Origin of the sequence: Candidatus Phytoplasma gossypii (genome assembly GCF_030586975.1) — a bacterium.
GTDB classification, from domain to species: domain Bacteria; phylum Bacillota_I; class Bacilli_A; order Acholeplasmatales; family Acholeplasmataceae; genus Phytoplasma; species Phytoplasma citri.
Window position 1 is genome coordinate 21222 of record NZ_JAOSIT010000001.1, and the last position, 21794, is coordinate 43015.

The 21794-nt window shown below is 24.3% G+C and carries 19 protein-coding genes; 5 read left to right on the forward strand and 14 right to left on the reverse strand.

Annotation, left to right across the window (positions count from 1 at the left end):
- Positions 1-42 precede the first annotated feature (42 nt).
- Positions 43-3099: a hypothetical protein gene (locus OC698_RS00090; RefSeq protein ID WP_304512725.1), complete on the reverse strand. Its 3057-nt coding sequence runs from the start codon at positions 3097-3099 to the stop codon at positions 43-45.
- A 343-nt stretch (positions 3100-3442) separates the two neighbouring features.
- On the opposite strand from OC698_RS00090, the gene OC698_RS03260 reads away from it, so the two are divergent.
- From OC698_RS03260 to OC698_RS03280, 5 genes are all read left to right on the forward strand, one after another.
- On the forward strand, positions 3443-3577 hold the full coding sequence (locus OC698_RS03260) for a hypothetical protein (RefSeq protein WP_304512726.1): 135 nt from the start codon (positions 3443-3445) through the stop codon (positions 3575-3577).
- 7 nt (positions 3578-3584) lie between these two features.
- Positions 3585-3932, forward strand: a complete 348-nt coding sequence (locus OC698_RS03265) for a reverse transcriptase domain-containing protein (RefSeq protein ID WP_304512727.1) — start codon at positions 3585-3587, stop codon at positions 3930-3932.
- A 15-nt stretch (positions 3933-3947) separates the two neighbouring features.
- Complete coding sequence (locus tag OC698_RS03270) at positions 3948-4106, forward strand: RNA-dependent RNA polymerase family protein (protein ID WP_304512728.1); 159 nt, start codon at positions 3948-3950, stop codon at positions 4104-4106.
- Positions 4082-4378, forward strand: a complete 297-nt coding sequence (locus OC698_RS03275; protein WP_304512729.1) for a reverse transcriptase domain-containing protein — start codon at positions 4082-4084, stop codon at positions 4376-4378. The genes OC698_RS03270 and OC698_RS03275 overlap by 25 nt, the downstream gene beginning before the upstream one ends.
- Positions 4379-4558: 180 nt before the next feature.
- A complete protein-coding gene (locus tag OC698_RS03280) occupies positions 4559-4705 on the forward strand; it encodes a group II intron reverse transcriptase/maturase (protein ID WP_304512730.1) in 147 nt (48 codons plus the stop codon).
- 830 nt (positions 4706-5535) lie between these two features.
- Here the strand turns inward: OC698_RS03280 and OC698_RS00120 are convergent.
- The 13 genes from OC698_RS00120 to nrdE form a co-directional block, all read right to left on the reverse strand.
- Entirely contained in the window at positions 5536-6699 is a 1164-nt protein-coding gene (locus OC698_RS00120) for a hypothetical protein (protein WP_304512731.1), read from the reverse strand.
- 232 nt (positions 6700-6931) lie between these two features.
- The gene (locus tag OC698_RS00125) at positions 6932-8287 is read right to left on the reverse strand and encodes a hypothetical protein (RefSeq protein ID WP_304512732.1); all 1356 of its coding nucleotides are present in this window, start codon (positions 8285-8287) and stop codon (positions 6932-6934) included.
- A 633-nt stretch (positions 8288-8920) separates the two neighbouring features.
- Positions 8921-9538: a 16S rRNA (guanine(527)-N(7))-methyltransferase RsmG gene (gene rsmG / locus OC698_RS00130; protein ID WP_304512733.1), complete on the reverse strand. Its 618-nt coding sequence runs from the start codon at positions 9536-9538 to the stop codon at positions 8921-8923.
- A complete protein-coding gene (mnmG, locus tag OC698_RS00135; RefSeq protein ID WP_304512734.1) occupies positions 9531-11387 on the reverse strand; it encodes a tRNA uridine-5-carboxymethylaminomethyl(34) synthesis enzyme MnmG in 1857 nt (618 codons plus the stop codon). Before mnmG ends, rsmG begins: the two co-directional genes overlap by 8 nt.
- A gap of 65 nt (positions 11388-11452) precedes the next feature.
- Entirely contained in the window at positions 11453-12097 is a 645-nt protein-coding gene (locus tag OC698_RS00140; RefSeq protein WP_304512735.1) for a hypothetical protein, read from the reverse strand.
- Between the two features lie 229 nt (positions 12098-12326).
- Positions 12327-12794, reverse strand: coding sequence for a nucleoside deaminase (locus OC698_RS00145; RefSeq protein ID WP_304512736.1), 468 nt, complete (start codon positions 12792-12794; stop codon positions 12327-12329).
- 41 nt (positions 12795-12835) lie between these two features.
- On the reverse strand, positions 12836-13420 hold the full coding sequence (locus OC698_RS00150) for a thymidine kinase (protein ID WP_420887771.1): 585 nt from the start codon (positions 13418-13420) through the stop codon (positions 12836-12838).
- A 223-nt stretch (positions 13421-13643) separates the two neighbouring features.
- Positions 13644-13769 carry a hypothetical protein gene (locus OC698_RS00155; RefSeq protein ID WP_304512738.1) on the reverse strand — a complete coding sequence of 42 codons (126 nt, stop codon included), beginning with the start codon at positions 13767-13769 and terminating at the stop codon, positions 13644-13646.
- Between the two features lie 828 nt (positions 13770-14597).
- A complete protein-coding gene (gene rpmE, locus OC698_RS00160) occupies positions 14598-14813 on the reverse strand; it encodes a 50S ribosomal protein L31 (protein ID WP_304512739.1) in 216 nt (71 codons plus the stop codon).
- A 168-nt stretch (positions 14814-14981) separates the two neighbouring features.
- A complete protein-coding gene (gene glyA, locus OC698_RS00165; RefSeq protein ID WP_304512744.1) occupies positions 14982-16229 on the reverse strand; it encodes a serine hydroxymethyltransferase in 1248 nt (415 codons plus the stop codon).
- Between the two features lie 40 nt (positions 16230-16269).
- A complete protein-coding gene (gene dnaN, locus OC698_RS00170; RefSeq protein WP_304512740.1) occupies positions 16270-17409 on the reverse strand; it encodes a DNA polymerase III subunit beta in 1140 nt (379 codons plus the stop codon).
- An 11-nt stretch (positions 17410-17420) separates the two neighbouring features.
- On the reverse strand, positions 17421-18875 hold the full coding sequence (dnaA, locus tag OC698_RS00175; RefSeq protein ID WP_304512741.1) for a chromosomal replication initiator protein DnaA: 1455 nt from the start codon (positions 18873-18875) through the stop codon (positions 17421-17423).
- Between the two features lie 46 nt (positions 18876-18921).
- On the reverse strand, positions 18922-21462 hold the full coding sequence (nrdE, locus tag OC698_RS00180) for a class 1b ribonucleoside-diphosphate reductase subunit alpha (protein ID WP_304512742.1): 2541 nt from the start codon (positions 21460-21462) through the stop codon (positions 18922-18924).
- Positions 21463-21794: the final 332 nt, after the last annotated feature.

Below are 21794 nucleotides of genomic sequence, written 5' to 3' on the forward strand. Positions count from 1 at the left end.
TATTTTAATTTCCTTGCATGTTGTAATCAAATAATATAAATTTTAAATACCAAATATTTGAATTAATTTCTTATATAATTGCATAAATTTAATCACCATTTTTTTTTTCAAAATAATTAAATTTTTCTTATAATCTTTTTGTAAAATTCGTTTATTTTGATAAAATTTATACCACCAAAAAAATGTCAAAATAATTAAACGCGTTTTTTTAAAAAACAATATCTTTTTAATTTTAAATTGTTGATAAACTTTAATTTTATTAATCCGATCCAATAATCGATTATTGTTTGCGATAATTTCTTTCTGTTTTTTCCAATGTTGAAATAAAATTTTATCTATTTCATCGTTTTGTTGCGCCCTAAAAAGATTATTACGATGATTTTGATCTTTTAAATATTTTTGATAAAGATATAATTGATTTTTATATTCGGAATTAATTTTTTTATTTTTATTATCATATATTAGTTTAATTTTGTGCTTTTGAGTTATAAAATCTTGATCTATTTCGGTTAAAGAATCTTTTAAATTATCTTGAATTAAATCTATTTGGCGTTTCATTTCTTTTAATTTTAATTTATTTTGTTTTTCATACAAACTAATCTCATGACGAATTTGTTTTTCTTGTTTTTGATATTTAATTATAATCTCATTTAAACTATCATCATGCATTATTCTAGTAATATCGAAAAAAACCTGAGAAATACAATCAATAATATATTCGCTTTCTTTTAATAAAAAATGTTTTTCTTCTGATTGATTTTTTTGTATATGAAAAATTTCTTCCTTAATATCGTTATATTCTTGCATAAAAAAAATTCTAGGTGATTCTAAATGCTCATAATAATATAACCATTTCTTTTTCATTTTATTGAGATAAAACGAAGATAAAATACGATGCCAAAATTTAGAATTCGAAAAACTTCTAAGTTTAGCAGTCAATTGAAACATTTGGTATTGTAATAAATTATTAGTTTGCACAAAACAATTTTGTTGTTTTTTCAATTTATTAGTCATTTGTTCTTTTGATTGCTGATGTTTATTTTGTTGATATTCTAAATATTTCATTTTTTTTTTAAAAAAATTTCCTATATTTTCATAAATTTTCATTTTTTGTTCAAAAAAAACTAAAAATTTTGTATTTTTATCCAAATTTTTCAATTTCATTCGATGCATTAAAATACTAATAAAAGAAATATTTTGATTATAAAAATTTAAAATCACTTTATTCAAATTAATTTGTTGTTTTATCTTATTCAGTCTTAAATCGATCATATTTATTTTCAATAAATAAAGATATTTAAAATGTTCTTCTATAACTTTTTCTACAAAAATTTTATTTAATTTATAAATTAAATGTAAATGAATCATAGAAAAACTCTTATTAATTGTTTTCAAATACAAATGCCAAAACAAATCCAATTGTTCTTTAATTTGTTGCAAAATTTTCAAATGTGTTTGATTTTGTTTATTTAAATAATTATTGAATAATATAGCATTTATTAAATTTTTTTGTTTAATAAAATTATTTTTAGCCACAATATCTCTGATTTTAATTTTTGGTATTTCCACTTTATAAAAATAATTTTGTTTTTTTTGTTTATAAATAATATTTTTTAAATTTATTTCATATTCCTGATAATAATGTAGATTAGAGACTTTTTCTTGTAATTTTTGTATTTCTTGAAGATTTTGCAAAATTTCGCAATCATATTTTGTTTTTAAAGGAATTTTTGTCATTTGCAATTGCATTTTAAGCAAAAATTTACGTTCTTGAATTTGATTCTGCAATAATAATATGTCTTTTTGATATTGTATATCATTTAATTTTTCGATTAAAATGAAATTTTTTTGTAAATGTTCATAAGATATTTTTTGTTTATATTGTTCATCTATAGCTTCTTCCTTAATGATGCCATATTTTTTTTTTATTTTTAATAAAGTTAAGTCCACTTCTAAATTATCAATTTTTTGTAAATAATTATTATAAATTAATTTGTATTCTTGCTTTTGGATTAAATCAAAATTATTAATTTGAAAATTTTTTATTTTTTGGAAAATTTGTTTATTATATTCGACAATATTTAAATTTCGATTATAAATAAATTTAAATTTCATATATTGAAAACGCCACCCATATAAACGCATAAAATACATTCGTTGATAAACAAAAAAATCTCGCATTAAATTTGTCATTACAGGAAAACTATTTATAAACATTGGTTGAATAAAAAAAAATCCCCTTATACCTTGATTCCAAATATTATGTTTTTTTTTAAAAATTATTTCTTGTTTTTCTATAAATTCCAATTTCAATTGATCAAAAATTTTATTATGCATTTCTATTTTGCGTTGTAACAAATTAAAAGAATCTTTGATTTCTTTGGAAAAATCTATCTCTTGTTGTCTTTGTTGTTCTTGTATTTGTTGAATTTGTTTTTGGTAAAAATTTTTCATATTTTCTAAAGAATGATTAAAAATATCTTTTAATTGTTTAATTTTTTGATTTAAAATGATAATTTTTTGATGAAAAAAATCATAAATATCTGAAATATTTTTTTGATATTTTTGATTAACTTGAGAATATTGTTCTGTAAAAAAATCATTTTGTTGCATTTGTTCTTTGTTTACTTCGTTTTCCAACAAATTTAATTTTTCCAAAGCAAGATGGCATTTACAATTCAATTTATCTTTTTGAATATTATATTCTGTAATTATTCGATCTTTTTGTAAAACACTTTGTTGTTTTCTTTTTATAAACTCTTGATTTAAAGAAATTTCTTTATTAATTGTAATTAACCTTGATTTTTCTAAATTTTTACTGAGTTGTTGCTTTAAATTATCTATATTATAATGGGAATCTGCATTTAATTGTGGAATATTAGACGCAAATTGAGGAGTTAAATTTGTATGAGGATTAGCACTATAAATAGGCAAAAAAATCAAAAAATCTTTCATATAGTTATCATTGAATAAATTTATTTGTTGAATTTCTTGACACAAATTAATTAGTTTTTGAATTAACAAATCTATTATAGGATCATAATTTTTTACATTATCTAAACAATTAATATCATCATTTTTAAATTTTTTTTGACGCATTATATTACAAAAATCCCCTTAAAGCAATATTATCACTTGAACTTATTATATATTATTACATATTAGACAAAAAAATAATAAATGCTATTTATAAAAAACTTAAAAATAATAATTAATTAACATATGTATTACAAAGATAGATAGTCTTACCAAGAAAAGAGTTAATCATTCTTATAGAACGAAAGAAGAAAGTAATTTACTTATTTATTCAATGGTATCGAGAAAGAAGTTGATAAATGATGTCAACAACGGTTTCACTAGAAACTAAACTTTCACGAAAATTGAATAAATTCGATATTATTCATCAAACGGTTACTCTTTAAAAAGAGAATTACAGCAGGAAATGAATAACTTTCAGAATATGTTAACGACATTTAATAAAATTGCCGTTAACAAAGGGGCGGGTACACCAGATGTGGACAATGAAACCATTGATGAGGTTAATTTAGAAAAACTAGAAAGATACCCTCAGGAATAAGTCAATAATGGTTAAAAACCCAAACCAGTTAAAAGAATTCTCATTCCTAGCGATAATAAAAGAACCAAACCCCCTGGAGCTACCCACCATCAAAGATCGGTTAATGCAAAAATGCCTAGAACAACTCTTAGCTCTTTATTTTGAAAATATCTTTTCAGCATGGAACTTGGGATTTAGAACCAAAAAATCTTGTCATGATGCTATCAAACGCGTCAAACCAAGATTTCAAGGAATTGATTACATTATCAAAATCGACTTAAAAGGCTACTTTGATACGATCAATCATGAGATTCTCATGAGAACCTTAAACCAGTTCATCAAAAAGAACAAAACTCTCTCAACCATTTGCAAATGACTGAAAGCCGGTGTCATGGAAGACGGGATCAAATATAAATCTTTATCTGGTTCTCCCCAAGGAGGGATTATTTCCCCCTTGTTGGCAAATGTATACTTACATTACATCGACCTGAAAATGGAGGAACTGATTAAAGAAGGAAAGCCAACTTGGAAGAAAAAACCCAGAATATAAGAAAGCATGGTTTAAACCAGCACCATCAACTGGGGATTGATAGTTCTATCAACCTAAACCCAAAGACAAGAATTGATTACATCCGCTACGCTGATGATTTTATCATTGGTGTTAAAGGCGAGTATGACCAAGTTGAAAGGATTAAGAATCAAGTCACTCAATGGCTAGAGCAAGATTTAAAACTTACGATCAGTAAGGACAAATCAAAAATTGTCAAGGCCAGCAAAGGAACAAAATTTTTATCCTATATGATAAAGGTAAAAACCCACTAATAAAACCCGTAAAGAAAAAACCACACAGAATTCTTTAAACGGCAGCATCCAAATCCAAGCTCCTAAAACGAAAGTCGAAGAATACGGATATGAATACAATTAGTTAAAAGGGGGGGGTAAAACACGACAAAACATTAGCGGGTAGAGACGAATTAGAAATAATCCGAACCTATAAGGCAATTGTTAGAAGAATTTATCCAATACTTTTGTTTAGCTAACAATCTCGGTGTTTTAACCCATCTAAATTATCTAGCTGAATATAGCTGTTTGAAAACATTGGCAAGAAAATGGAAAACATCGATTGCCAGAGTTCGAAAGATAATTTAATACAGAATCAACTTGGAGTATTCCTTATCTTAATAAAGGAAAAACCCAATATGAACCATGGGTCGTCTACTCTTGAGATAAAAGAATTGCGACAGAACAACCCAACTCCAAATTCATCACATGAGGACAATTCGCAAGGCGAATCGCCAAAGGATCATGAATAAAAAAATAAAAAGTATTGTGTAAAGATTGTCATCGTAAAATAACCAATCAACAAAGAAATATTAAAGCTTTATGTTATCTAAAGTAACTAAGTTACCTCGAGGAATACAGTTGTTTAATGACAATGGCGACAAAATGGAAAACCTCCATCGCCAGAGTCCGAAAGAAACTTAACCATTAATTGGGATGGGAAATCATATATGAATTACCAATCCGAAAGATGAAAATGGAATCATGGGAGAAGTTCTCCTGGGAGAAAATTAAAAAAATGAGAAACTACAAAGGCGAAATAACCGAAATAATTATCAATCACAATCTCTTCAAAGGACGAAACAGATTAACTGATAGATTGATAGCGAAAAAATGCGAAGTCTGATAATCAGAAAATCAACCTCTGGAAATTCATTATATCGGAACCGTTAGAGATTCTCACTGGAAAAACATTATGAATAAAAAAACCATGGTCCCTTATAAGATTGGTCATCGGAAGCGGACCAGCCAACAAATATATGATATCAAAAATATTAAGGTCTATTTAGCGCCCTTAGATATTATTATAATAAAAAAAAGTAAAAATTTAAATAAATTTAAAAATTTTAATTTCAATTAAAATCTAAATTTATTATAAATTAATTACTTCTAATATTGAAAAATAATACAAAATATTTTTAATAATAAATTTTTTTAGCGATAACATGATCTAATTCGCCATTAGCTTTATAAATATATTTTTTATTCCATACATTATTTTGTTCATCAATAAATTGTTCATCAATAAGAGCCAAATCTTCTTTATTTTGTAATTTTTGATAATGCTTATAAGAACGATTACTTTTATCTTTTTTATCTTCGCAACGTCTGTCTACAATAACTTTATTTTTATAAACTTCTGAACACCACATATGTTGATTTAAATCATATTTACTAATCTTAAATATTTCATCATTACGATCTTGATAAACTATTTTAGTTTTTTTATTGGCTAATAAATCGGTTTCTTCTGTAACAGTTTTATCAAGAATACCACCAACAAAAAATTGCTTAACTATCTTTTTTTTATTATCTTTTACGTTAAAATAGTGAAAAATAGATTCAATTATACCATTTTTCAAAGAATAACGAATTTTTTTTCTCAAAACAGGCATCTCTGAACCATCAATGATATGATAAATTTCTGTAAAAAGACGTTTACCTGAATCATTATAAATATCTTTATTCATACGACTAACTTTTTGTGCTTTATTATAAATATAATCTATAGTATATAAAATACTATTAAAATCATTATATTTAGTAACTTTACTCAAATAATCATTAGATTTATCAAAACTATAATTAACATTGTATATTTCTATTTGACTAATTTTTTGCAAATCATTATAAATTTCTTTAATTTTATTAATAACTTTTGATTTATCATAAATATATTTAATTGTATACAATTTAAAGCCATTGTCTTTGTTATACTTAGTAATTTGTGTTATAAAATTTTTCTCATTATATTCTTCAAACACAATAGGAAACTTATCATTTTCGTTTTCATATAATTTTATTCCTACTAATTTACCATTTTTAAAAATTTTTTTTCTTATATCAGTTGTAACACTTTTAAAAAATTCTTGATCAATTGAAAAAAAATTTTTCTCAGGAATCACCATTTTCGAATCATCATTATATTTGTTAAAAATGTTATTTTTAGAAGATAATATAACTTCTTTAGGATTTGTTTGTGTTTGATAATTAGAAAAAATTGAAAAAAACATTCCACTTATCAAAAATAAATTAATAATACATACAATCAATTTATAATTAAAAATTTTTTCGATATTCATAAAATATTTTATAACTTCCTTAATTAATGAATTTATTATAAAAAGAAAAAAGAAATTAATCGAGATAAACTTTTTAAAAATTTCATCTCGATTAATTTTACCAAATAAATAATAATAAATTTTTATAATAATCAAAAAAACATTAAAACAAAATTAAACAAAAATAAATCATTATTATATAAATTTGATATTTATTGATATACAACCTTTTGACATTCTAAAAACTCTTTAATTATAATTGAAAACAAAATTCTAATTGTTGCCAAGTAAATCCAAATTCAAACAATTGCGAAATACTAATAATATCATGGTATATATGGTGTTTTAAAAATTTTTTAATATTATCATCTGATAAATAAGCTTGAATAATTCTATTTCTTTGTTGTTTAGTCAAAAAGTGATCAGGTTCTTGTATAAAAAATCTAAATACATCATGATAATTTAAATTTTTTGAATCTATCAAATCAACTGGTTTACCTTTTAAAACATTTTTAATATATTTATAAAAAACTCTATTTTTAAATCCAAAACAAAAAGCTAATTTTTCCCAAGTAAATCCGAATTTAAGTAATTTGGAAAAACGTTTAGAATCTTCTTCAATATAAACTTTTAAAGCTCCTCGAACATCTAAATCATCTAAATAAGATTTAATAATTAAATTTCTTTGTTCTTGAGTGAAAAATTTATCAGGTTCTTCATCAAAAAATATAAATAAATCATGACTATATACTACTGATAATTGTTTCCATACAATCTTTTTACCTTCTAAAACTTCTCTAATATATTGAGGAAAGTCTGAACCGAGAAAATCAAAATAAAAAGCTAATTGTTCCCAAGTAAATCCGAATTTAAATAATTCTTGGAAATTAATGTAATTTTGACGAATATATTCTTTTAATAATCTTCGAATATTATAATCATCTAAATAAGATTTAATAATTAAATTTCTTTGTTCTTGAGTGAAAAATTTATCAGGTTCTTCTTTGAAAAACGAAAATAAATCTTCAGGATGTAAATTTGGAATAGTTCCCCAGTCAATTACTTCAAAATTTAAAACTTTTTGAATAAATTCAAAAAAATTCGGATTATAAAAATGTCTTTGGCCAAAAGAAACAATATTAGTTCTCGGTTCGGTATTTTCTGGCGAACCTAAATTTATTGTATGACTAGTGGTTTGAAAACTTTGTGTAGTTGATTCGGAATCTTCTTGTTGATTGTTTTTATTATTAATTGTTGATTCGGTATTTTCTGGCGAACCTGAATTTATTGTATGACTAGTGGTTTGAAAACTTTGTGTAGTTGATTCGGAATCTTCTTGTTGATTGTTTTTATTGTCTAACGCCGAAGGGTCGTCTTGTGGAAAATCATGATAAGATTTAGACGTGAAACGTGTTATTGATCCATCTTTTATAAATTTCTTATTTTCTTCATTATTCGGACTTTTTTCAAAAATTTTAGAATTATTGAGAAGGCTATTATAAGCTTTATTTTCGTCATAATTAACAATAATAAAACCTATTAAAAAGACACTGATAATAATAAAAGAAGAAATTAAAATATAAGAAATATTTTCCCATAACTTATTCATGAAATTCTATATTAATTCCTTTTTTTCTATTTTCGAATCAAAAATAACAAATAATTTAATTCAATAACTTAATAAATATCTATATCATTTTTAATTAAATTTTTTTGAAATAAATCAACATTAATTAAATTATTTTTAAACGAATATATACATAAAATAATTAATAATAATCACTAAATTTCATAAATATTAAATTACTGTAAAAAATAAATCTTAAAGAACAAAAATACAAATAAATTTTCATTTTAATTAAAAATTTATTCAATAATAAACATTAACTAGATATAACCAGAGCGAACTACCAAAATTATTCCAAAATCCCATTTAAAAATATTTAAATTAATTCGATTGATAATTAATTGATTAAAAATACTATCAATATAAAAATTAAAAAGAATATTAAAATTTTGTTGATAGAATTTTATCATTATTATTTTCTCTAATAGCGCTTTCTCTATATCTATTTAATCTATTGGAATTAAAATTATTATCAAATAACGCCATTTATATATAAATAAAAGATAACAATCGCAAGAATTAAATTTAACAATAAATAAGAAAAAACTATCAATTAAAATTAAATCAAGATAATAAAAAATTATAAATTAACAATCGTGAGTAAATAAAATAAAATTATATCAATTTACTAAATAATAAATTTACTCTAGTACCTATTTGATTAGGCAAATTAACCATTTGTTTATCTTTTAATCGGAATTTATCAAAAATTTTATCACTTATAAACTCTCTATCATAATTAGGACCTTTCATTGCAATAAAACTACCTTGATTATTTAACAAAGGATAAACCAATTTTAAAATAATATTTAATCGTCCTAAAGCTCTAGCTATAAGATAATCATATCGAAGATGATGTTTTTCTATCTTATGGTTATAAATATAAACATTTTGTAAAGATATTTTTTTAACCAAACTTTTTAAAAAAATAGTTTTTTTATAAGAAGATTCAATTAAAATTAAATTTAAATGAGGGAATGCAATTTTTAAAGGAATTCCCGGAAAACCTGCTCCTGTACCCATATCACACAAAGAATTGATTTGATTAAAATCAACCAAAGAAGACACTAATAAAGAATCATAAAAATGTTTAATGTATATTAATTCAGGTTCTAATATCGAAGTTAAATTTATTTGATTATTAGAATTGGATAAACACATAGCATATGTATGAAATTTCATCATTTGGAATTGATTTAATTTGAATTTTTTTTGTAAACATGATTTATACATGAGAATTACTATACTTTTGCAAATAAATTAATAAAATATTAATATCAACAGGATTAACTCCAGAAATACGAGAAGCTTGAGCTATATTAAAAGGTTTTATTTTAGTTAATTTTTCTTTAGCTTCTTGAGATAAATTGTTAATCATTTGATAATCAATATTATTAGGTATTATTTTTTCTTCCAAATAAGAATTTTTTTTAACTTCTTTTTCAGATTTTAAAATATAATCTTCATATTTAATTTGAATTCCTACTTGTTCTATAACATCAGCAGAATATTGATTTGAAAAAAAATTATATAAAATATCTTCTTGTAAATCAGATCTTTTTAATAACTGATATAAACTCATACGACGAGAACCAAAATGAATATTTAATTTACGAAAATCCTCTATATCTAAATAAAAATTACTTAATTTTTCTTTTAAAGAATCAATTTTCACTTGTTTGCTTTTTAACCAATCGAAAGTTTTATGATCGACTAAACCAAATTTAAAACCATAAGGCATTAATCTTAAATCCGCATTATCATGCCGCAATAATAAACGAAATTCAGCTCTAGAAGTTAATAAACGATACGGTTCATAAGTCCCTTTATTAATTAAATCATCAATTAAAACACCAATATAAGCTTCATTACGTTTTAAGATAAAAGGAGGTTTATTTTGAAGTTTTAAAGCTGCATTGATTCCCGCAATTAGTCCTTGACAGGCAGCTTCTTCATAACCACTAGTACCATTAATTTGACCAGCTAAAAATAAATTTTTAATTTTTTTACTTTCTAAAGTATGAAACAGTTGATTAGGATTAAAAGCATCATATTCGATGGCATAAGCGTATTTAACAATTTTAGCTTTTGAAAAAGCTGGAATAGTTTTTAAAATTTCTTCTTGTACTTCGCAAGGCATACTCATAGATAGTCCTTGCAAATACATCTCGTCAGAAAACAAACTTTCAGGTTCAATAAATAATTGATGTCTATTTTTATCACAAAATCTTACTATTTTATCTTCTATAGAAGGACAATAACGTGGACCAGAACTATAAATATAACCGCTATACATTGCCGATTTATGTAAATTTTTACGAATTAATTGATGAGTATCATTATTAGTATGAGTCAAAAAACATAATTTCTGCACACCTAAATCATTAATAATCGGAGGAGAACTAAAGGTTCGAAAAATGTTATCACCTGCTTGTTCAACAGTTTTACTATAATCAATAGTATCTTTATGAACTCTAGGCGGAGTTCCTGTTTTTAAACGAATAACTTCCATTCCAAATTTTTTTAATTGTTCACTGATACCATAAGTGGTAGGAGCTTTATTAGGACCTGAATTTATAATTTTAGAACCTATTAAAACTTTACTTGTTAAATAAGTTCCTGTAGTCAATATAATGATATCACTATAAATAATCTTGCCGCTAATTAATTTAACTCCTTTAACACATGAATCGTTTTCTTGAATAATTAAATTTTCGACCAAATCCTCTATTAAAGTTAAATTAGAAGTTTTTTTAAGTGTTTTTAAAATAAACTGAGGATATTTAATTTTATCTATTTGAGCTCTTAAACTTCTAACAGCTGGCCCTTTAGAAGTATTTAACATTTTCATTTGAATTTGACAAATATCAGCAGCTTTTCCCATAATACCACCTAAAGCATCAATTTCTCTCACAACCACACCTTTAGCTGGACCACCTATAGAAGGATTACAAGGAAGAGAAGCTATTTGTTGGAAATTACCAGTGATTAACAAAGTTTTATAAGATTGTTTTGCTAAAGCTAAAGCAGCTTCTACACCGGCATGACCACCGCCCACTACAATAGTTTGGTAATATTTCATTTTAAGCATGCCTTTCTGAAAAAATTGTCATCTTTTAAATTAAATTTCTGATAAAAATAGTAAATTTATTCATTTTCATTTTTTATTTTATCAGATATAAAAGCTAAATATTCTTTATGTTCTAATAAAATTTTTTCCGTAACTTCTTTTCCTAAAAAACTTTCCATATTATTTTTAAATTCTTGAAATAATTTCTTTTTCTTATCTACAAAAATACTATTTTGATTTTTAATTAAATATAACGAGAAAATCAAAAATAACAGAAAAAATAAGAATATTAAGAGTAATTTGAAATTACCTAAAAAATAATTTAATTTAAAAAAGACAATAACATTTAATACATAAAATAAAAACCCGCAAAATATATAAAAATATCTCTTTAATAACATAGAATTATAAGTTTTTAAAGAATTCAAAATATACTTAATAAAAAAAATATTAATTTCAGGTTGATATAAAATACTAAATTTTTCATAATAAAATTTATCTATAAAAACTCGATAAATATTATCTTTTAAAGTCCAAACAACATACTGATTTAATTTAGTAAAATTATCTTGATATTCATTTTGTTTCAAATAATAAAATTGAATTTTAACCTGTTGTTGATCTAATTTATATTCATCCTCATGAAAAGGTTCGCCTTTGACAGAATCAAAAACTAAAGGTAAAAGCTGAAATTTACTTTCATTCCAAAAATTAAAACCCAAATTGTTAAACCTATCCTATTTATTTTTATTCAAAATTAAATTATCTTTATATATATAAATTATATAACAAATTTTCTTAAAAATCACCACTCACATGCAATAAAATTTATGGCTGCTTCAATTAAGATCTGACCAAATTCATTTTAATTAACATTGAATGATGATTTTTAAAAAAATTATTAAATATATAATTTAAACATCATCACCTAACTTATTATACATTAAAAAATCAATTATAAGAATGTTTATGTCTTAAATTAGAAAAAAATTTTCTTAAAATATTCCGACTCTCTAATTCAAAAATAAATAATTTAACAAATTTTTCATGATATTTTAAATTATTATAGATATATAAAAAATTATGATAAAAATTAAAATTAACATTAGAAGCACTATAATAAACTTTATTAACTCGAGATTGAATTAAAGCTCCAAAACACATCATACAAGGTTCTAAAGTAACATAAATATCAACCATATTCATTCTATAATTTTTTATTTGAAGATTAACTTCTATAAGAACTAAAAATTCTGCATGACTAAAGAATAATTGGCTATTTTCTGTATTATTATGGGCTCTAGCTACAATTTTATCATCTATTACTGCAACAGCCCCTACAGGAACTTCTCCTTTTTCAAAAGCTTTTTGCGCTTCCTGAAAAGCTTCTTTCATAAACCAAAAATGTTTTTTTTTCATAACCAAATACAAACCTAAAACAAAATTAATATAAAAATAATTTAAAATTTAAATTTATGACATTTTCGACAACAAGGCTCATGATAATCTTTTCCACCTATTAAAATTATTGGTTCTTCCTCAATTGAAAATTTATTTTTCAAATTAGAATAAATTCTTTGAGTTCTAGATGCTTCTTTTCCGCAAACAAAACAATAAGATCTATACTTAGTGACTCTATCAGCAATAGATAATAAATATGGCATAGAACCAAAAGGTCTACCACGAAAATCTAATTCTAAACCCGCTATAATAATACGTATACCTTGATAAGATAAATCATTAACAATTACTTCAATATCAGAATCTAAAAATTGGGCTTCATCAATAATTATAAAATCAATGCCCGGTTTCATAAAATTAAAAATTTCTTGACTTTGACCAATTAAAATAGCAGGAGCTTTTTCTAAATTATGGTTAATTAATTCACTTTTGCACGAATAACGATTATCAATAAATGGTTTAAAAACTAAAAATTGTAATTGCAAAGATTTTAATAAATTAATACGTTTAATCAATTCAGTTGTTTTTCCAGAAAACATCGGACCGCAAATAACTTCAATAAAACCTTCTTCATCTACCACCATCATTATAAAGATAACCTCTCTCTCTGTTGATACATAATTAATTTTAATTTATTTTTTTAATTTTTATTTTCATCTTTGACATCTGATAATTTAATACGGATAGATTAATTACGTTTTATTCAGCGATTTGTATTTACTGTTTTATTTACAATTGGCCCCCGTCCAAACGGTGCGAGCAAGTTTCCCAGCACACCGCTTTCCCTAATTTACTCTCTTTCGAGAACTAATTTCGTCTCGCGACTGATTCGCTATTTATTTTTATTGTTCTTATTTTTCTAATACCATGCATTTGTTGATTGGTTATCTTATGATGGCAATCTTTACACAATACTTTTATTCTTTTATTCATGTTCCTTTGACGATTCGCCTTGCGAATTGTCCCCATGTGATGAATTTGAAGTTGGGTTGCTTTGCCGCAATTCTCAAAACGTTCCGCCTTCAGACGGTCAGTTAGATTCTTACAATCTTATCAGGATTTTCCTTGTAGTTACGCATTTATTATCTAAACAAAATTATTGAATAACAACTCTGACAATTGTTTGATAGGTCCCGATTATTTCTAACTCGTCTCTATCCGCTAATGTTTCGTCGCGCTTAACCTTTCCTTTTCTTAACCAATTGTATTCATCTCCATATTCTTTGGTTTTTGCTTTGAGAAATTGGATTTGAACTTGACCATTCTAGGAATTCTTTGTAACTTTCTCTTTACAAGCGTTATTGGTGGGGTGGGGTTTATCTGAATCATGTAGAATAAAATTTTGTCCCTGTTTCTGGTGAAACCGTTATTGATATAATTTATCAACCCCTTCCTTAGTTTTAGAATTCTCCAAGTTACACTAAATTTCGACCTTAATTCTTTAGGGGGGTGCCCTCTTTAGGGAGGCTAATTCCAGGTTTTTTGATAAACTACTCAATACCGGAGTCATGTATTAGTAGGCTCTGGACTGTCCGTTTAAGCAACTTCCGAGACAGGTTTAAACATTACAGCAATTTCCTTATTAGGCCATTTCAGGCTTCTCCATCGAGTTATTCGGTGGCGGGATCGTCTTGACTAATTTGCTTTCGTCACAATCAGCTTTTATAGTCTGCTTTAATCTAACATTCTTTCGTTTGCCAAACCGACCATCTCCTTTCAGGATTTATATCCGCCCTGGCTATTGGTTAAATAGCATAAAATTTAGGATTTTTTTGCGCCCCCATAGCGTTTATAAAATTTATCAATCCTACCCGCGACTGTAACAAAAGATTGAGAATTCGTATAAAAAGAATGACAATTAGAACAAGTTTCAATCTTAATTTTTTCCACAGTAGTTCCAATTTTATGTTTTTTATGACAAGTAGCACAAGCGACTTCGATTTCGTAAAAATTAGGATGTTTAATAGTCTTTTTCATAAGTTATATCCTTTTCTAAATAAATAAAATTGATATTTTTTTCATAACCAATAAAAATGATCTTTGAATAATTTAAATTTGATAAAAAATATTCACTAATACATTTTAACATATTCACCAAATTTAAATTAAAATATCATAATAAAATCAAAATTTTATATTAATTTTTTAACAATATAAAGGGTATTTAGCGATTAAGGTTAAAACTTCTTTTTTTATTTGTGCTAAAATAATTTCATTTTGATAATTTTTTAAAGCACGATTTATCATATAAGCTATTTGAATAAATTCTTTCTCCTTAAAACCTCTTGTAGTCATAGCAGCAGTTCCTAATCGAATTCCTGAAGGATAAAAACCTTTCTTTTTATCGAAAGGAATAAAATTTTTATTAACTATAATATTAATTTTTTGCAAAATATCTGCCGCAATTTTACCATTTAATTGCGGATTATTATAAGTAATATCAATGGTTAATAAATGATTTTCTGTAGTACCACTAATGACACGATAGCCTAAACTTATTAAACAATTAGTTAAACACAAAGAATTTTTAACCACTTGTTGTTGATATAATATAAAATCATTTGTTAAAGCTTCTTTAAAAGCGACCGCTTTAGCAGCAATAGTATGCATAAAAGGTCCCCCTTGTGTTCCAGGAAAAATCCCTTTATTAATTTTATTATTTATCTCTAAACTATTAGTTAAAATAATTCCTCCTCTAGGACCTCTAAGAGTTTTATGAGTAGTAGAAGTAACTACATCGACCTTAGCAAGTAAAGGGCAAGGGTGTAAACGACTTACTATTAATCCCGCTATGTGAGCAATATCCGCCATCAAATAAGCATTAACTTTATCAGCAATTTGGCGAAATTTTACAAAATCAATTTTTCTAGAATAAGCAGAAGCGCCTGCTATAATTAATTTTGGCTTCACTTGATAAGCTATTTTAAGAATATTTTCATAATCAAGAATTTCTGTCTCCGGAGAAACACTATAACTAAAAGAACGAAAGAAAATACCAGAAAAACTTAAAATAGAACCATGACTTAAATGTCCTCCTGCATCCAAAGACATACCTAAAATAACATCATTAGGTTTTAATAAAGCTTGTAAAACAGCCATATTCGCTTGAGTTCCTGAATGAGGTTGAACATTAACATATTTAACATTAAATAATTGTTGAGCTCTTGAAATTGCTATTTTTTCAATTTCATCAACACAATAGCAACCATTATAATATCTTTTATCAGGATAACCTTCCGCATATTTATTGGTTAATATACTTCCTTGAGCTTCTAAAACAGCTGGAGATGTAAAATTTTCAGAAGCAATTAATGTTAAACAATCTTCTTGCCTTTTTTTTTCTTTTAAAATTAAATTATATATTGTAATATCCTTTTTTTTAAGATAATCCATGTCCCCAAAAAACCACCGATATTTTAATTTTCGAATAATATTATATTTTGCCAACAACAGGAAACAACAAATATAACATACCAGCATCTTCTTCGTTAAAAACAACAAAAGATGTAGCAAAACTATCAAAAATCATTTTAAATTCTTTAACCGCAAATACCTTTAAAATATCTTCTAAATGTTGAACATTTAAAAAAGTTTCCACATTTTCATTAGCAAAAACTTCAATAGAATTTAATCGCTCTGAAGCTTGACCAATTTCATCACTACTAGCTGAAATTTCTATAATATTATCTAATCTAATATATAATCTAATAATATTAGAAAAAATATTTTCTTCTTTAGTTAAAACTAAAGAAACTCTTTCTAAAGTTTTTAAAAAATCTAATCTATTAATTTTTACAAAAAAAGGAAAAGAACCAACCTTAATAATAGGCCATGCAGGATATTTTCCTTCTAAAAGAGTAGTTTGAAATAATAAACTATCACATTTTAAAATCATTTTTTGTTTATTAATAGATATATTAACGAATTCGTCTTTTTGATAATCTAATAATTTATATAATTCTTCTAAATTTTTATAAGAAACAGTAATATTAAAATCGCAATAATCTAAATCTAATGATATTTCTTTTTGTGCAATTCGAAAAGTATCTGTAGCCAAAACTCTTAAAATAGAATTTTCATAAATAAAATTAACTCCCATAAGAATTTTTTGTTGCTTATCACGAGAAGCAGCAACATTAACTTCTTTAATAATTTTTTTTAAAAGTTCCTTTTTAATAACTAAAAATTTATCAGATTCAAAATCGAAACTAACAGAAGGAAAAAATTGCAAATCAATAACTTTTAATTTATATTCAGAATTTTTAGAATTAATAAATAATAAATAATCTTCTACAAGAGTCATTTCTAACGAACAAAAATCAATTTTTTTAATAATATCCACTAAATGTTTGCCTATAATCACTAAAGAACCATTTTGTTTAACTGATAAATCAGTGTCTTTAATTTGTAATTGAATATTCTTATTATAATCCATCGCCTCTAAATAACAAACATTATTTAAAGCTTTAATTTTAATATAATGAAAAATAGGAAAAAGAGTTTTAGGAGGAAGTATTTTATAAATTTGCAATAAATAATGTAATAAAACTTCCTTTGTAATTTCTAAATGCATAATTGTTCGAATTAACCCTCCAAAGCGAGATTATCATTATTTAACTTTAACATTATTTTCTGAATATTTTTTTCTAAATTTTGATCCACTTTAATTTTATTTTTGATTCTCTGATAAGATTTTGAAATAGTCGAATAATGTCTTTTATTAAATAAAAAACCTATCATTTCATTAGAAATTTTATTTCTTTTTTTAATTAAATAAATAGCTATATCCCGAGGTAAAGAATATTGAGGATCTCTAGATTGACCATTTAAATCGCTAACTTTAATATTAAAGAATCGACTAACAACTTTTTGAATTTTCCTAATATCAGTCTCTTCAGGAGAAATATTATTTTTATTCTTTAATAAAGGTTCTAAAGCGATTAATGAATTGGTCAAATTCATTTCAAAACCATAAATTTGAGTATAATTCAATAAACGTAATAAAACTCCTTCTAATTCGCGGATATTATCGCCAAAATGAAAAGAAATAAAATTTAAAACTTCTTTATTTAATTTATTTCTTAAATTACTCGGCATTGATAATAACTTTTTTTGAATAATCTTTAAGCAATGTTGTTGATCGGGTTTCTTAATATCACTAACTAAACCTGATTGAAAACGGTTTGTTAATCTACCCATAATTTTTTTCAATTGAATTACAGGTTTATCGCTGGTAATAACTATTTGCTTACGTTGAGAATTCAAATGATCAAAAAGTTTAAAAAACTCTATTTGCGTATATTTAGCATTTTCCATCATTTGAATATCATCTATTAATAAAACATCTAAATTTCTATATTTCGCATGAAATTCATTCATTTGATCTTGTTTCAGTTTAGAAGTAAACTCTTCCATAAATCCTTCGGCTTTCACATACAAAATTTTTTTATGGGGATTTTTTTGCATTATAAAATTACCTATAGCATGCATTAAATGAGTTTTACCTAAACCAACATCTCCAAAAATATATAAAGGGTTAGCTCTCAATAAGGTTTCTTCGTTAGCAGTTTTTTTAGCAATTCGAAAAGTAAAATCATTACTCGCTCCTGTAACAAAATTATCAAAATTATACCTAGATTCCAAACCAGAAGAAAAATTATCATTATAATTCAAATCAAATTCTTTTAAATCCCAAGAATAATCAATTTGTAAAGATTTGTTTTTATCAAAATTATCTGAATTATTAGTATCTATAACCATATTTTTATCAGAATTAGTTAACAAATCCTCTTCAGACAAAAATTTAAAAAAAATGTCTTTATCAGAATATTTTTTAGAAATTTCCTGAATTAAATCTAAATAATTCAGTAAAATAATTTTAGTTTTAATAAAATCACTAACTAAAATAAAAATAGTATTTTCTTCTATTTTATAAGGATTTTTCATATTAACAAAATTAGCTCTAAAAACCTCTGGACTACACCTTATAGACAATTCTTCTACCACTTTATCTAAAACTTGTCTTACCGACAATGACATAATCATTTTCTCCTTAAGAAATATTTTTTTTATCCAAAAAAAATAATTAAATAGAACATGCTTCACATTCGGATAATTTTAATTTTCTAGTTCTAGTATAATAAAGAGTTTTTATTCCTTTATGATGAGCATATAAATAAATTTTTTGCAATTCTCTAGTATTAATATCAGAATTAATACATAATTCCAAAGAAATACCTTGATCTATATGTTTTTGCGCAACTGCTATAACATTTATTAGTTTAAATTTATCAATTTGATAAGCAGTTTGATACATAAAAGAAAAATCAGACAAATAAGGTGCCGGAAAATAAGTTTTAGAATTTCCATAAGTTCTTTCTTCAACTAATTGTTTAATAGGTGTTAGAGAAGAAGTAGTAGACATAACATATCCAATCGAACCATTAGGGGCTATAGCTAATCTATGTGAATTCCATAAACCATAATTTATAATGTTTTTACGTAATTCATCCCAATCTTCGTTATTAGGTAATTCAATATCTTCAAAAATCTTTTTAATTTTGGGAAGTTTAGGCATAATAGCTTTTCTATTTTCGAAATATTCGCCGCTAGCATAAGTTGATTGTTCAAAGTTAAAAAATTTTTGACCTGTTTTTTTCGCTTTCAAATTAGAATGTAACAAAGAATAATAATTAACAGCATTAAAAAAAACATCAATTAATTCTAAATTTTCTTCGCTACCAAATTCTATCATATTTTCTACTAAAAAACTATGATGACCCATCATGCCGAAACCAACACTCCTATTTAATCGATTAGCTTTACATACTCCCGGAACATAATGAATATTACTCTTTATAGAAACCGAATTCATCAATTCCATAGCTAAAAAAACAGTCTCTTTAATATTTTTATTTTTAATCATATTACCCATATGACCAGAAGATAAATTGCATGAAATATCCATACCAATTTTATCTTTATCTCTTTGATCATAAGGGGCGTAATGAGAAGTTAATGAAGGCTGTAAAATTTCTGTGCATAAATTGGAAAATTTAATTTTTCCGCTCGAAGTATTTTGTTTATTGGCATTATCACAAAACATAATATATGGATAACCCGATTCACCTTGTAATTGAGCAATTGTTTCTAGTAGATGTCTAGGATTTATAAATTTTTTATCAATATCAGAATCATTAACCAAAATTTCATACCATTTATTCATTTCAACACTAACATCTGCAAAATTCATTTTATATTTTTTATAAATACTATGAGGATAAAACAAAGCCATCATTTTATTTTCTTTAGCTAAAGAAATCATTTTATCAGATACTACCACACCTAAAGATAACGTTTTTAATCTAATATCATCATCTGCATTTAATTTTTTAGAGTTTAAAAAATCTAAAATATCAGCATGATGAGCACTTAAATAAATAGCAACAGCTCCTAATCTATGTCCCATTTGATCAGCATAACGAGAAACATAATCTAAAATTTTGGCTACACCAATAACACCTTTGCATGCATTATCAATTCCTTTAATAGATTCACCTTTAGCTCTTAAATTGGATAAATTAATAGAGACTCCTCCGCCTATTTTAGATAATTGCATAGTAAATTCTATAATACGAGATATATCATTCAAAGAATCTCCGGCCTCTAAAAGAAAACAAGAAACAAATTCTCCTCTTTTTTTAAGCCCACTGTTTAATAATGTAGGAGTAGCTGGAGTGAAATTTTGTCTAATTAAACTATTAATTAATTTCTTAGCTAATTCGAAATTTCCGGAACTATGATACAAAGCATTAATAACTAAACGATCTTCATAAGTTTCTAAATAATTTTTTTTATCTCTAGTTTTTAAAGAATAATCTTTATAAAATTTATAAGCACTCATAAAAGAATTAAAACGAAAATTATAATCATATGCTATTTTGTAAATTTCTTGAATTTGATCAAAAGAATAAAGTTTTAAAAAATCTTCCTCATAATACTCATTATCAATTAAAAATTTTAATTTATCAGATAAATTATCAAATTTCTTTAATTTAGGCTTAATTTCTTCAGACAAATAACTATCTAAAGCTTCTAAATCTTTATTAAGATCCTTAATATTACCATTTTCATCTATGATTTGATTATTTAAAACAATCCAACGAGAAATTGAATTATTATCACAAAATTTATTTTGATTTTTAAAAAAATTTTTACATTTATAATCCAAACTACAACTCACCCCTATATTAATTTCAAATTTATTATAATTTTGAATCCATTCATTTAATTTTTGAACATCTTCTGTAAAACCTTTTCCTTCAAATTTCATAATTAAAGGAATACCAAATTCTTTAGAAGCAACATCTCCAGATCTGGCATAATTAAAACCATAATTTTTATTACCAGAAGAAGCTAAACCTATAACCAAATGAGAATATTTTTTCAAAAAATTTCTAGCTTCTTGGGATAATTCCCCGAAACCAACTGTTTTAATTACTAAAATAATTTTATCATTATTATCAACAAATTCTGATATATGTTGATTAGGATAATTTAATTTTTTTACAAAATCATAAACATTACCTTGCTTTAATCCATCATAAACAATTTTCAAAACAATCACCTATTTAATTTTTATTTAAAATTCCATTACAGTTATAATTTTTTTAATGATCTTATTATATAACATAAATAAATTTTCAAACTAAAACAAAAAATAAAACTTAAGTATAAAACTTAAGTAATAAAAAAAATAAAAAAATTTAGAATTATATTATTTAGAATTAAATATCAAAATTATAAATTTAATAGAAAAAGAATCAGAAAATTAATTATTTTTTTTTAAAAATTTTTTTAAATAAAAAAATAATTTTAAAAAAATTAATCAATGAATTAATACTAATTATTATTATATAAAAAAATATATTAAATGTTATATTAAAAAATAAATAGAAT